This window comes from Pseudomonas sp. TE50-2, assembly GCF_040813665.1.
Taxonomy (GTDB): Bacteria; Pseudomonadota; Gammaproteobacteria; order Pseudomonadales; family Pseudomonadaceae; genus Aquipseudomonas; species Aquipseudomonas soli.
In genome coordinates, this window is sequence record NZ_JBFNXN010000001.1 from 2,130,744 (window position 1) to 2,143,480 (window position 12,737).

The 12,737-nt window shown below is 64.5% G+C and carries 12 protein-coding genes; 7 read left to right on the forward strand and 5 right to left on the reverse strand.

Features of this window, described 5'->3' with window-relative positions; translation table 11 throughout:
* Window positions 1-105: 105 nt before the first annotated feature.
* The 4 genes from AAHK21_RS09725 to AAHK21_RS09740 are packed head-to-tail and all read left to right on the forward strand — an operon-like array spanning window position 106 to window position 4,072.
* Window positions 106-1,071, forward strand: a complete 966-nt coding sequence (locus AAHK21_RS09725) for a YbgA family protein (protein ID WP_367857118.1) — start codon at window positions 106-108, stop codon at window positions 1,069-1,071.
* Complete coding sequence (locus AAHK21_RS09730; RefSeq protein WP_367857119.1) at window positions 1,061-1,930, forward strand: MerR family transcriptional regulator; 870 nt, start codon at window positions 1,061-1,063, stop codon at window positions 1,928-1,930. Before AAHK21_RS09725 ends, AAHK21_RS09730 begins: the two co-directional genes overlap by 11 nt.
* A 21-nt stretch (window positions 1,931-1,951) precedes the next feature.
* The gene (phrB, locus tag AAHK21_RS09735; RefSeq protein ID WP_367857120.1) at window positions 1,952-3,388 is read left to right on the forward strand and encodes a deoxyribodipyrimidine photo-lyase; all 1,437 of its coding nucleotides are present in this window, start codon (window positions 1,952-1,954) and stop codon (window positions 3,386-3,388) included.
* A gap of 3 nt (window positions 3,389-3,391) precedes the next feature.
* Entirely contained in the window at window positions 3,392-4,072 is a 681-nt protein-coding gene (locus tag AAHK21_RS09740; RefSeq protein WP_367857121.1) for an SDR family NAD(P)-dependent oxidoreductase, read from the forward strand.
* A gap of 41 nt (window positions 4,073-4,113) precedes the next feature.
* Here AAHK21_RS09740 and murI read toward each other — a convergent pair whose 3' ends face one another.
* From murI to hemA, 5 genes are read right to left on the reverse strand one after another with little or no spacing between them, the layout of a single operon-like run.
* Window positions 4,114-4,911: a glutamate racemase gene (murI, locus tag AAHK21_RS09745; RefSeq protein ID WP_367857122.1), complete on the reverse strand. Its 798-nt coding sequence runs from the start codon at window positions 4,909-4,911 to the stop codon at window positions 4,114-4,116.
* Window positions 4,904-5,659 carry a molybdopterin-synthase adenylyltransferase MoeB gene (locus AAHK21_RS09750; protein WP_367857123.1) on the reverse strand — a complete coding sequence of 252 codons (756 nt, stop codon included), beginning with the start codon at window positions 5,657-5,659 and terminating at the stop codon, window positions 4,904-4,906. The genes murI and AAHK21_RS09750 overlap by 8 nt, the downstream gene beginning before the upstream one ends.
* A complete protein-coding gene (gene prmC / locus AAHK21_RS09755; protein ID WP_367857124.1) occupies window positions 5,653-6,483 on the reverse strand; it encodes a peptide chain release factor N(5)-glutamine methyltransferase in 831 nt (276 codons plus the stop codon). Before prmC ends, AAHK21_RS09750 begins: the two co-directional genes overlap by 7 nt.
* Before the next feature lies 1 nt (window position 6,484).
* Entirely contained in the window at window positions 6,485-7,567 is a 1,083-nt protein-coding gene (prfA, locus tag AAHK21_RS09760) for a peptide chain release factor 1 (RefSeq protein WP_186662811.1), read from the reverse strand.
* Complete coding sequence (hemA, locus tag AAHK21_RS09765) at window positions 7,564-8,841, reverse strand: glutamyl-tRNA reductase (protein WP_038707349.1); 1,278 nt, start codon at window positions 8,839-8,841, stop codon at window positions 7,564-7,566. Before hemA ends, prfA begins: the two co-directional genes overlap by 4 nt.
* A gap of 688 nt (window positions 8,842-9,529) precedes the next feature.
* Between hemA and AAHK21_RS09770 the strand changes: the two genes are divergently transcribed.
* Genes AAHK21_RS09770 through ispE form a run of 3 tightly spaced genes read left to right on the forward strand, consistent with a single transcriptional unit; the run spans window position 9,530 to window position 12,737 of the window.
* Window positions 9,530-11,251, forward strand: coding sequence for a tetratricopeptide repeat protein (locus AAHK21_RS09770; RefSeq protein ID WP_367857125.1), 1,722 nt, complete (start codon window positions 9,530-9,532; stop codon window positions 11,249-11,251).
* A 3-nt stretch (window positions 11,252-11,254) separates the two neighbouring features.
* Complete coding sequence (lolB, locus tag AAHK21_RS09775) at window positions 11,255-11,872, forward strand: lipoprotein insertase outer membrane protein LolB (RefSeq protein WP_046857139.1); 618 nt, start codon at window positions 11,255-11,257, stop codon at window positions 11,870-11,872.
* A 4-nt stretch (window positions 11,873-11,876) separates the two neighbouring features.
* The gene (gene ispE, locus AAHK21_RS09780) at window positions 11,877-12,737 is read left to right on the forward strand and encodes a 4-(cytidine 5'-diphospho)-2-C-methyl-D-erythritol kinase (RefSeq protein ID WP_367857126.1); all 861 of its coding nucleotides are present in this window, start codon (window positions 11,877-11,879) and stop codon (window positions 12,735-12,737) included.

The following is a 12,737-nucleotide window of genomic DNA, read 5'->3' on the forward strand; positions in this document are numbered from 1 at the left end:
CGCTCAACAAACCTATACAAAAAATTTTGTTTGTATAAGTTTGCATCTGTGCTGAAATTGCCTTGTACAAATCGTGCTGCCTGTACAAGTCATTCGGAGACAGTGATGAACGCTCCCTCGCCCAACGGCAAGCCGCGCCTGGCCATCAGCGCCTGCCTGACCGGCCTCAACGTGCGCTACAACGCCGGCCACAAGGCCTCCAGCCTGTGCCTCGACCTGCTCGACAAGCACTTTGACTGGGTGCCATTGTGCCCCGAAGTCGCCATCGGCCTGGGCACCCCGCGCGAACCCATCCGCCTGGTGGGGGACCCTGAACATCCGGCAGTCACCGGCACGCGCAACAGCACCACCGACCTTGCCGGCCCACTGCGTGCCTATGGTCAGCAGATGGCCGGTGAACTGGATGATATCTGCGGCTACATCTTCATGCAGAAGTCACCGTCCTGTGGCCTCGAGCGAGTCAAGGTGTACCAGGAAGACGGCCACCCGGCTCATCATGGTCGCGGTGTCTATGCCGCGGCCTTCTGCGCCCTGCGCCCGGACCTGCCGGTCGAGGAAGAAGGTCGCCTGCACGACCCGGTACTGCGGGAAAATTTCATCGCCCGCGTGTATGCCTACGCCGACTGGCAGCAGCAGCTGCGCCAGGGCCTGAGCCGCAGCGCACTGATTCGCTTCCATGCTCGCTACAAGTACCTGCTCATGGCCCACAATCCCCAGGCGTACCGCACCCTTGGCCGCCTGCTTGGCAACATGCGCCGCGACGACGATCCGCAGCAGCTCGGCCCGCGCTACTTCAGCCAGTTGATGCAGGCCCTGCGCCGATGCGCCAGCCGCGGCACCCACGGCAACGTGCTGCAGCACCTGAGCGGCTACCTGCGCAACGACCTGGGCCAGGGCGACAAGGCCGAGCTGCAGCAGGTCATTGGCCAGTACCAGAGAGGCGTGGTGCCGCTGGTGGTCCCATTGACCCTGCTCAAGCACCATTTGCGCTGCCATCCCGACCCTTACCTGTTGCAACAGGCCTACCTGCAACCCCACCCGGAAGACCTTGGACTACGCAATGCCATCTGACGAGTTGCTTCCCATCGGCGAGGTAGCCCGGCTCACCGGCGTCAACCCGGTCACCCTGCGCGCCTGGGAACGTCGCTACGGCCTGATCAAGCCTCAGCGCACCCCCAAGGGCCATCGCCTCTATCCACAAGACCAGGTGCATCGGGTCCAGGCCGCGCTGCGCTGGCTGGAGCGCGGCGCCGCAATCAGCCAGGTGCGCGAGCTGCTGGACAACACGCAGAGCACTCCGCCAACCCTCCAGGGCGAATGGGGCGAACGTATCGAGCAACTGATCACGGCAATCGCTCGCCTTGCCCAGCGCCCCCTGGACCAACTGTTGAATCAGGTGATGGCCCTCTACCCTGCCGTGACCGTGTGCGAGCGCCTGCTCTTGCCGCTGTTGGAGTCCCTCACCTTGCGCTGGCAAACCCATTTCGACGCCCGCCTGGAGCAGGTGTTCTTCCAGACCTGGCTACGCAGCAAGCTAGGAGCGCGGGTCTATCACGATGGTCACTCGCTAACCGGGCCCTGCGTATTGCTTGCCCGCACCGACGATACCCCCTTCGACCCCGAGTTCTGGCTCTGTGCCTGGCTGCTGAGCAGCAATGGTTACCCCTTGGAAATTCTCGAGTGGTCGGTCGAGCCTCGCCAGTTGCGCCTGGCCGTGGAGCGGCTTCAGCCCCAAGCGCTGCTGCTGCACCTCGGGCGCCGCCCCGACCTCGCCGCACTGGGCCGCATGCTGCGGGAAATCACCGTGAGGAAACTCCTGGGCGGTGGCCCGGTCACTCTCCATGAGGCCGAGCTACGCGCATTGTCGCTTACCGACCTGTACCTGTTCGACAGCCCGCAAGCCGCCTTGCGCGGCCTGCAACAACCCTGACCAACCTTGGGCTCGTATTCCATGCAATTGATGTGGCTACGCAGTGACCTGCGTATGGACGATAACACCGCTCTCGCGGCCGCCTGCCAGCGCGGCCCGACCGTGGCCCTGTGGATCGCCAGCCCTGGCCAGTGGCTGGCCCATGACGACGCACCCTGCAAAGTCGACTTCTGGCTGCGCAACCTGCGCCTGTTAAGCCAGTCGCTTGCTGCGCTGAACATCCCAATGCTGATTCGCCAAGTCGACACGTGGGAGGACGCCCCGCGATGCGTGCTCGATGTCTGCCGCCAGCACGGCATCGAGGCCGTGCACTGGAACGAGGAATACGGCATCAACGAGACCCGGCGCGACGAAGCGACCCATGACCTGTTGCAACAAGCAGGAATCGACGCTACCGCCCACCTCGACCAGTTGCTGTTCAGGCCCGGTAGCGTACTGACCCGCGCAGGCCAGTATTTCCAGGTCTTCAGCCAATTCAAACGGGTCTGCCTGGAACATCTGCACCGCAGCCTCCCCTCTCTTGTTCCGCCTGTACGTCGTCAAGAGGCACTGGGTATTCACGGCGACGCCATACCCGAGCGTATCGACGGCTTCGAGGCACCTTCCGACGCCCTGCGCCAGCACTGGCCCGCCGGTGAGGATGAAGCACGGCAGCGGTTGCAACGCTTCGTCGACGAAACCATCGAGGACTACGCGCAACTGCGAGACCAGCCCGCCAAGGCCGGTACCAGCCAGCTTTCGCCATACCTGGCTGCAGGTGTACTCTCGCCACGTCAGTGCCTGCATGCGGCCCTGGGGAGCAACCGTGGTGAATTCGACAGTGGCAGCGTCGGCGTGCAGACCTGGGTCAACGAGCTGCTGTGGCGCGAGTTCTACAAACACACCCTGGTGGGTTATCCCCGGGTCTCGCGGCATCGCGCCTTCCGCCCGCACACCGAAGCGTTGCCCTGGCGTGATGCGCCGGCCGACCTGCAGGCCTGGAAGGAAGGCCGCACCGGCTTCCCTATCATCGATGCGGCCATGCGTCAGTTGCTGCACACCGGCTGGATGCACAACCGGCTGCGCATGATCGTCGCCATGTTCCTCAGCAAGAACCTGCTGATCGACTGGCGACATGGCGAGCGGCATTTCATGCGCCACCTGATAGACGGCGATCTGGCCGCCAACAACGGCGGCTGGCAGTGGAGCGCTTCTACAGGCACTGACGCAGTGCCCTATTTCCGCATTTTCAATCCTGTTACCCAGTCGCAGCGCTTTGACCCGAAGGGCATGTTCATTCGTCGATGGCTGCCGGAATTGGAGAGCAGGGACGATAAAACGATTCACTACCCGGTGAAATCTGCCGATCTATTTGCTACTAATAATTACTCGGGCCCGATAGTCGATCTCGATAGCAGTCGCCAACGCGCATTGGAAGCCTTCAAAAGCTTGTCCAGCTGGCAGGATCAGGGGGCATAGAACATGACACGTCGCTTCTGGATTACGGGTGCCGGCCACGGCCTTGGCCTGGCCTTGGTGGAACAGTTGCTCGCGAGTGGGCACCAGGTTGCCGCCAGTGGCAGGGATAGCCAGGAACTGGACAACTTGAGCCAGCGCCACGGTGGGCACCTGATGCGCCTTGGGGACGACTTGGCGGGCGCCGCACAGCGCCTATCGAGCCGCTGGAGCGCGCTGGATTGCCTGATCATCAATGCCGGGACCTGCGATTACCTGCCGGCCAATATGGCGGATGCGCAACTGTTCGAACAGATCGTCAGCAGCAACCTGCGCGCCACCGAACAGTGTCTGGTCGGCGCATTGCCGCATCTGGCCAAAGGTGACCAACCCCAGGTCATGGCCGTTCTCAGCCGTTACTCGGCATTGCAGTTGTACGAGCCGAACCAGCCAGCAAGTGGCAGCAACAACCTGCCACAGTGGCTCCGCCTGCAGCGTCCCGCCCTGAAGGCGCTGGGTATCGACCTGACCGTCGCGGCGCCACAGTCGCTGAAAGGTCCGGTGACCTCGGCACAGGTCATTCCGGAGCCCTGGACGGCGCAAAGTGCTGCGCAGGAGTTGCTGACACGCCTGGGTCAGCGTCAACCCGAACTGGTGCTTGAGGTTCTCGAGCCAGGCGAGTTGTGGCCGCTACCGAAGAACAGCTGATACATGCAAGTGCGGGCTTGCCCGCTCCTGCATGGGGTAGCTCAAGACAGGAAGCGCTGCACGTTGCCAGGCTGATGCCATAACAGCGGCAAGACCTTCTGCAGGCGGTCTGGCTCCCCACTGCTCCAGAATGCGGTCGCCTGCGCCGCGCCCTCGCCGAGCAGCCCGCGTGCCTCCAGCAGCCTTTGCAGTTGCCGCGCCACGGCAGCCCCGGTGTCGATGATCGCCACCTCAGCAGGCACCATCTCGGCCAGCATCGGCCGCAGGAACGGGTAGTGGGTACAACCCAGGATCAAAGTGTCGCAACCGGCCGCCAGTAACGGCTTCACATAGCCCGATAGCAATTGGCGCAGTTGCTCGCTGAACAGATCGCCCGCCTCGATACGCTCGACCAGCCCGGGGCAAGGCTGGGTGACCACCCGCACATCATTGGCGAAACGGTCGAGCAAGGCGGCGAACTTGGCGCTCTGCAGGGTGCCGGTGGTCGCCAGCACACCGACCACGCCGGAGCGGGTCGCCGCCGCCGCCGGCTTGACCGCTGGTTCCATGCCCACCAGCGGCCAGTCCGGGTACAGCTCGCGCAGGTCGGCCACCGCGGCCACGGTGGCGGTGTTGCACGCCAGCACCATGGCCTTGGCGCCCTGTTCGTGGAAAAACCCGGCGATATGCCGCAGGCGCTGGCGAATGTAGTCCGGCGATTTCTCGCCATACGGCACATGACCGCTGTCGGCCACGTACAACAAGGACTCGCTGGGCAGCAGGCGCTGGATTTCGGCCAGCACCGACAAGCCGCCGACGCCGGAGTCCATCACGCCCACCGGCGCCGTGCGCTCAGCCATGGCGCGTGGCACACACGGCGCAGGCCGGATCGCGCTTGACCCGCAGCTCGCGCATGCGGGTGCTCAAGGCGTCGATCAGCAACAGGCGACCCACCAGTGGCTCGCCAAAACCTGCCAGCAGCTTCAGGGCCTCCAGTGCCTGCAGGCTACCGACCAACCCTACCAACGGGCCGATCACCCCGGCCTCGCTGCAAGTCAGTTCGGCTTCGCTGCCATGGCCATACAGGCAGTGGTAGCAGGGGCTGGTGTCGCGCCGTGTGTCGAATACCGACAACTGGCCCTCCAGGCGGATCGCCGCGCCGCTGACCAGCGGTTTGCCAGCGGCGACGCAGGCGGCGTTGACCGCCTCGCGGGTGCCGAAGTTGTCGGAGCAGTCCAGCACCACGTCGACTGCAGCCACCGCGGCGGCCAGCGAATCCTCGTCCAGCGCCTGGCGATGAGCGACCAGGCTGATTTGTGGGTTGATCGCCTGCAACCGCCTGATAGCCGAATCGACCTTGCTCATGCCGACGCTGTCGCTGTCGTGGATCACCTGACGCTGGAGGTTGGTCAAGTCGACGGTGTCGAAATCGGCCAGGTGTAGCTCACCGACACCCGCCGCGGCGAGGTACAGCGCCACTGGCGAGCCCAGCCCGCCCAGGCCGATGACCAAGGCCTTGCTGTGTTTCAGGCGCAACTGGCCGTCGATATCCACCTGCGACAACAGGATCTGCCGGCTGTAGCGCAACAGTTCCTGGTCGCTCAGCATGGCAGGCGCCCCAGGCTGATGCGTTCATGGCCACCCAGGTCGACCCGGCTGACCACCTCGGTGAAGCCACCGATCACCAGCAACTCACGTACCGCGGCGGATTGATCGTAGCCATGTTCGAGCAGCAGCCAGCCACCAGGCAGCAGATGCCCGGGCGCCTGGGCGACGATCACACGCAGATCGTCCAGCCCGTCTTCACCGGCCACCAGTGCGCTACTGGGTTCGAAACGCACGTCACCGGCCACCAGATGCGGATCGGCGGCGCGGATGTAGGGCGGGTTGCTGAGGATCAGGTCAAAGCGCTCACCGGCGAGGGCGTCGAACCAGTGGCTGGTACGCACCTGGACATTGCCCAGGCCCAGGCGCTGGCGGTTGCGCTCGGCCAGGGCCACGGCCTCGTCGATACGGTCCACTGCCATCACCTGCCAACCAGGACACTCGCTGGCCAGGGCCAGGGCGATGGCCCCGGTGCCGGTGCCCAGGTCGAGCACCCGTGCGGGCTTGGGCGAAACCAGCTCCAGGGCGGTCTCCACCAGCAGCTCGGTGTCCGGACGCGGGATCAGCGTGTGCGGCGCCACTTCCAGGTCCAGCTTCCAGAACCCCTGCTGGCCGAGGATATAGGCCACCGGTTCACCGGCGCGACGGCGCTCGAGGTAGCCGGCGAAGGCGGCTGCCGCCTCGCTGCTGACGATGCGCTCGGGCCAGGTGTGCAGGTAGCTGCGCGACTTGCCCAGGGCCGCGGCCAGGAGCAACTCGGCGTCCAGCCGTTCGGTCGGCGAGTCGGGCAACTGTGCATTGCGCAACAAGCTGGCAATGATGGTCATCTCAGTCCCCCAGGGCAGCCAGCTGATCGGCCTGGTATTCGGCCAGCAACGGTTCGATCACCGCGTCCACGCCGCCGGCGAGGATATCGTCGAGCGAGTAAAGGGTGAGGTTGATGCGGTGGTCGGTGACCCGGCCCTGCGGATAATTGTAGGTCCGGATGCGTTCGGAGCGGTCGCCCGAGCCGACCAGCAGCTTGCGCTCGCTGGCGATGGCGTTCTGCGCGGCGCTGGTCTGCATGTCGTTGAGCTTGGCCGAGAGCCAGGACATGGCGCGGGCACGGTTCTTGTGCTGCGAACGTTCTTCCTGGCACTCGACCACGATGCCGGTGGGCAAGTGGGTGATACGGATCGCCGAATCGGTCTTGTTGACATGCTGGCCGCCGGCACCGGATGCGCGGTAGGTGTCCACGCGCAGGTCGGCCGGGTTGATCTCGATCGCCACCTGCTCGTCGGGCTCGGGCAACACCGCCACGGTGCAGGCGGAGGTATGGATACGGCCTTGCGACTCGGTTTCCGGCACACGCTGCACACGGTGCGCGCCGGACTCGAACTTCAGCTTGCCGTAGACGCTGTCTCCTTCGACCCGGGCAATGATCTCCTTGTAGCCACCGTGCTCGCCTTCGTTTTCGGAGAGGATCTCCAGGCGCCAGCCGCGCTTTTCGGCATAGCGCGAGTACATGCGGAACAGGTCGCCGGAGAAGATCGCCGCCTCGTCGCCGCCGGTACCGGCACGGATTTCCAGGAACACGTTGCGCCCGTCGTTGGGGTCCTTGGGCAGCAGCATGCGCTGCAGCTGCGACTCAAGACCGACCAGTTGCTCCTTCGCCTCGCGCACCTCCTCGACCGCCATCTCGCGCAGATCGGGGTCGGCGTCCTTGAGCAGCGCCTGGGCACCTTCCAGGTCGTCCTGGACCTTGCGCCACTCTTTATAGGCCCCGATGACCGGTTCCACTTCGGCATATTCACGGGAATAGGCGCGAAAGCGCGTCTGGTCGGAAATGACTTCGGCATCACCGAGCAGCGCGGTGAGTTCCTCGAAGCGGTCCTGGAGCGTGTCCAGTTTGTTCAGCAGCGACGCTTTCATTGCGGGGATTTGTCCGTCGAGCCCTCGTCGAGGGCGAAGAGTTCCTGGGCCATGGCCAGCGCATCGAGGCGGCCTTCGGCGGAGAGCTTTTTCAGTTGCACGCTGGGAGCATGCAACAGCTTGTTGGTCAGGCCCCGGGCCAGCTGCATGAGCACGTCCTCGGGGTTGCCGCCGTTGGCCAGCAGGCGCTGGGCCTTTTGCAGTTCCTCGTCGCGCAGGCGCTCGCTCTGCTGGCGGTAGGCCTTGAGCACGTCCACCGCCGCCAGCTCGCGCAGGCGCACCATGAAATCGTCCGCGCCCGCCGATACCAGCTCCTCGGCGGCCTGGGCCGCGCCCTGGCGGCTCTTGAGGTTTTCCGCGACCACTTCATGCAAGTCGTCGACGGTATAAAGGTAGACGTCGTCCAGCTCGCCGACCTGCGGCTCGATGTCTCGCGGCACGGCGATGTCGACCATGAAGATCGGCTTGTGCCGGCGCTGTTTCAGCGCACTCTCCACCGCGCCCTTGCCCAGGATCGGCAACTGGCTGGCGGTGGAACTGATGACGATGTCGCTGTTGGCCAGCTCTTGCGGGATGTCCGCCAGCAGCACTGCATGGGCACCGAACTGCTCGGCGAGGATACTGGCGCGCTCCAGGGTACGGTTGGCCACGACGATACGCCGCACGCCCTGCTCATGCAGGTGGCGGGCGACCAGGGTGATGGTCTCGCCAGCGCCGATCAGCAGCGCCTGGCTGCGGCCCAGGTCGGAGAAGATCTGTTTGGCCAGGCTCACTGCGGCAAACGCCACCGACACCGGGTTCTCGCCGATGGCAGTATCGGTGCGCACCTGCTTGGCGGCACTGAAGGTGGCCTGGAACAGGCGCCCAAGCAGCGGCCCGACAGTGCCGGCCTCGCGCGCCACGGCGTAGGCCGATTTCATCTGGCCGAGGATCTGCGGCTCGCCGAGCACCAGCGAATCGAGGCCGGAGGCCACGCGCATCATGTGCCGGACTGCGTCGTGCTCCTCGTGGACATAGGCGCTGGCGCGCAGCTCGTCGAGGCTCAGCTGATGGTAGTCGGCCAGCCATTGCAGCACGGCATCGGCGGCAAGGTGGTCCTGTTCTATATAGAGTTCGCTACGGTTGCAGGTCGACAGGATCGCCGCTTCGCGGCTGGCGGTCAGTCGGCACAGCTGCTGCAGGGCATCGACCAGCTGCTCGGGCGTAAACGCCACGCGCTCGCGTACGTCTACCGAGGCAGTCTTATGGTTGATACCAAGGGCAAGAAAGGCCATGCAAGATCGCTGGTTGGGACGTGAAGCCGATAATTGTCCTACTTCGCAGGTTTTAGAACAACCACCGTTCGCTATTGTGCTAATGCGGCCAGGCTATTGGCTGTCCTGCCACCTCTGTCTGCCTTTGGCTTTGGCTTTGGCTTTGGCTTTGGCTTTGGCTTTGGCTTTTTAGAGCGTGTGTATTGGAAGCTGTATGCGCATTCATTCGCTGCGGCGACGCACAGTCACCTTTCCGCCCTTACGGCGGGTTACTTTGGACGGCCAAAGTAACCAAAGCCGCCCGGCTCCATTCATCCGGCCCCTACGCTTCGCTCCGGGGTCCCCTCACTCCGGCCTTGCTCCCGGGAGGACCGCGCTGAACGCCCCATCCTGGGGCGCAGCGCTTGACGGGCATCCATGCCCGTCACCTCCCTCCGCAAGACCTGCGTTCGGCCTCCTGAAGTCGCAATTGGCGTTGCCTGAACTACCGCGCGCTTAGAAGCAAAGCAAAAACAACGGCAAGGGCAAGGGCAAGGGCAAGGGCAAGGGCAAGGGCAAGATGCCGCAAGGCCGTTTGCGAACCACCACCGCCATACATTGTCCCTATACTCCGAAGCGCCGCTTCACACCACGACCTTCGCAGGTGGGTTTGCCATCGCGCTTGTGTCATCATGCTCCGACCGCCGGTTTAGCCTCTTTATAAGCCTCTATGAACAAATCCTACGCATTGCTGCTTGCCCTCGCCCTGCTTCAAGGCTGCCAGAGCCTGGCCCAGAAGACGGACGTCCAGACGCCCGCCGCCGACGCCGGCAAGAGCGCGGAAAAGCCCGTGGTGTACGGATCGTTCAAGCAGGACACCCTGTACAGCCTGCTGGTGGCGGAGCTGGCCGGACAGCGCAACCGCTTCGACATCGCCCTGGCCAACTACGTCGACCAGGCCGAGAAGACCCAGGACCCGGCTGTCTCCGAACGCGCCTATCGCATCGCCGAGTACCTGGGCGCCGACGAGCCGGCCATGGACACCGCGCTGATCTGGGCCCGCAACGACCCGCAGAACCTCGACGCCCAGCGCGCCGCCGCCATCCAGCTGGCCCGCGCCGGGCGTTACGACGACTCCATGACGTATATGGAGAAGGTGCTGCAAGGCCAGGGCGATACCCATTTCGACTTCCTCGCCCTGTCGGCCGCCGAGACCGACCAGCATACCCGCGACGGCTTGATGCAAAGCTTCGACCGCCTGCTGGTGAAGTACCCCGAGAACAGTCAGTTGGTGTTTGGCAAGGCCTTGCTGCTGAACCAGGATGACAAGCCGCAACAGGCACTCGACCTGCTCGAGGCCCACCCGCCACAGAACGGCGAGATCGCCCCTGTGCTGCTGCGCGCCCGCCTGCTGCAGGCCCTGGACCGCGGCCCGGAGGCCCTGCCGCTGCTGCGCGGCGCAATCCGCGACAACCCCGAAGACAAGCGCCTGCGCCTGACCTACGCGCGCACCCTGGTCGAGCAGGACCGCATCGACGACGCCAAGGCCGAGTTCGAGAGCCTGCTCCAGCAATACCCGGAAGACGACGAGATCCGCTACTCGCTGGCCCTGGTATGCCTGGAAACCAAACACTGGGACGAGGCCGAAGGCTACCTGCAGGAACTGGTCGAGCGTGACGCCAATGTCGATGCCGCCCACCTCAACCTCGGCCGCATCCGTGAAGAACGCAGCCAGCCGGCCGCCGCCCTGCGCGAGTACGCCCTGGTCGGCCCCGGCCCGGACTACCTGCCGGCACAACTGCGCCAGGCCGATATCCTGATTGCCAACGGCCGCAGCGCCGAAGCCTCGAAACTGCTCGCCGAGGCCCGCGAGGCGCAGCCGGACTACGCCATACAGCTGTACCTGATCGAGGCCGAAAGCCTGGGCAACAACGGCAAGGAAGCCCAGGCTTCCCAAGTGTTGGAGCAGGCAATAAAACGCTACCCCGACGACCTCAACCTGCTCTACACCCGGGCCATGCTTGCCGAGAAGCGCAACGACCTGGCGCAGATGGAAAAAGACCTGCGCGCCATCATCGCCCGCGAGCCGGAAAACGCCATGGCCCTCAACGCCCTGGGCTACACCCTGGCCGACCGCACCACCCGCTACGGCGAAGCCAAGGCGCTGATCGAAAAAGCCCACCAGCTCACCCCGGACGACCCGGCCGTGCTCGACAGCCTGGGCTGGATCGCCTATCGCACGGGCAACCTCGAAGAAGCCGAGCGCCAACTGCGCCTGGCCTTCGAACGCTTCCCCGATCATGAAGTCGCCGCCCACCTGGGCGAAGTCCTCTGGGCCAACGGCAAACGCCGCGAAGCCCGCCAAGTCTGGGCCAAGGGCTTCGAAGCCCAGGCCGACAGCCCCATCCTGCGCAAGACCCTCCTGCGCCTGACCGGATCCGAGAGCCTGTAAACCATGTTCCTGCGTCATTGCATCACCTTCACCCTCATCGCCCTGCTCGCCGGCTGCGCCGGTTTCGGCAGCAAGGAAGCCGTGCAGGGCCAGGGCAACCCGCAACTGTGGCGCGAGCACAAACAGCAGTTGGGCAGCCTTGACGGCTGGCAGATCAACGGCAAGGTCGGCATCCGCGCCCCCCGTGATTCGGGCAGCGGCACGCTGTTCTGGCTGCAACGCCAGGACTACTACGACATCCGCCTGGCCGGCCCCCTGGGCCGCGGCGCGGCACGCCTGACCGGGCGCCCCGGCGGCGTGGTGCTGGAAGTCGCCAACCAGGGCCGCTACGAGGCGGCCAACCCCGAGGCCCTGCTGGAAGAACAACTGGGCTGGCGCCTGCCGGTGTCGCACCTGGTCTGGTGGGTGCGCGGCCTGCCCGCCCCGGACAGCAAGAGCCAGCTGACCCTCGACGGCGACAGCCGCCTGGCCAGCCTCGCCCAGGACGGTTGGAAGGTCGAATACCTGAGCTATGTTGAGCAGAACGGCTACTGGCTGCCCGAGCGCCTGAAGCTGCACGGCGAGAACATCGACGTGACCCTGGTGGTCAAGGACTGGCAGCCACGCCAGCTGGGGCACTGATTCGATGCAAAAGCTGACACTGCCTGCACCGGCCAAGCTCAACCTGTGGCTGCACATCACCGGGCGCCGCGCCGATGGTTATCACGAGCTGGAAACCGTGTTCCAGTTTCTCGAGCATGGCGACGAACTGAGCTTCGCCCTGCGCGACGATGGCCAGATCTGCCTGCGCACGGAAATTGACGGCGTGCCCCACGACAGCAACCTGATCGTTCGCGCGGCGCGGATGCTGCAGACCCAGTCCGGCGCCAAGCTCGGTGCCGACATCTGGCTGCGCAAGGTACTACCCATGGGCGGCGGCATCGGTGGCGGCAGCTCTGACGCGGCGACCACCCTGCTGGCACTTGCGCACTTGTGGCAACTGGACTGGGACGAAGACCGCCTGGCGACCCTGGGCCTTTCGCTCGGCGCGGACGTACCTGTGTTCGTCCGTGGCCATGCTGCCTTTGCCCAGGGTGTCGGCGAGCAACTGACCCCGGTCGACCCCGCCGAACCCTGGTATGTCGTGCTGGTACCGCAAGTGTCTGTCAGCACAGCGGAAATTTTTTCGCATCCAGAGTTGACACGTGATTCCCTCCCCCTTAAGATGCGCCCCGTTCCCGAGGGAAACAGTCGAAATGACTGCCAACCGGTAGTAGAGCAACGTTATCCTGAAGTTCGCAATGCGCTGATTTCATTGGGTAAATTTACCGAAGCTCGAATGACCGGCACTGGAAGTTGTGTGTTTGGGGCCTTCCCAAGCAAAGCCGAAGCTGATAAAGTTCTGGCCCTTCTTTCAGAGACCCAAACAGGGTTTGTGGCGAAAGGAAGCAATGTTTCGATGTTGCATCGCAAGCTGCAAAGTCTGATCAAGAAGTCGAGTTCATAA